The 232-nt window shown below is 64.7% G+C and carries 1 protein-coding gene; it reads right to left on the bottom strand.

From position 1 onward, the window contains the following. Positions 1 to 218: LysR substrate-binding domain-containing protein (locus U5A57_RS41585; protein ID WP_321918155.1), on the bottom strand; the 218-nt coding region annotated here is incomplete at its 3' end. Positions 219 to 232: the final 14 nt, after the last annotated feature.

Below are 232 nucleotides of genomic sequence, written 5' to 3'. Positions count from 1 at the left end.
GCGCCTGGCCGCGCAAGAATCAGGCAGTTGTGGCCCGTCAGGTCGTCGGGCACTTTGGCCTTGCCATGCGTACGCCAGTAGTGCGGCGAGGCGCACACGAGCCGCTCGCCGCGCACGAGGAGCCGCGCGTGCAAGCCGGAATCCACGAGCGGGCCATTGCGCAGAGCCAGATCGATATGCTCATCAATCAGATCGACGGTGCTGTCGCTGAGCAGCAGGCTGATATGAACAC

The organism is Paraburkholderia sp. J11-2 (genome assembly GCF_905220185.1).
Taxonomy (GTDB): domain Bacteria; phylum Pseudomonadota; class Gammaproteobacteria; order Burkholderiales; family Burkholderiaceae; genus Paraburkholderia.
This window is presented reverse-complemented; position numbering and strand designations above follow the sequence as displayed.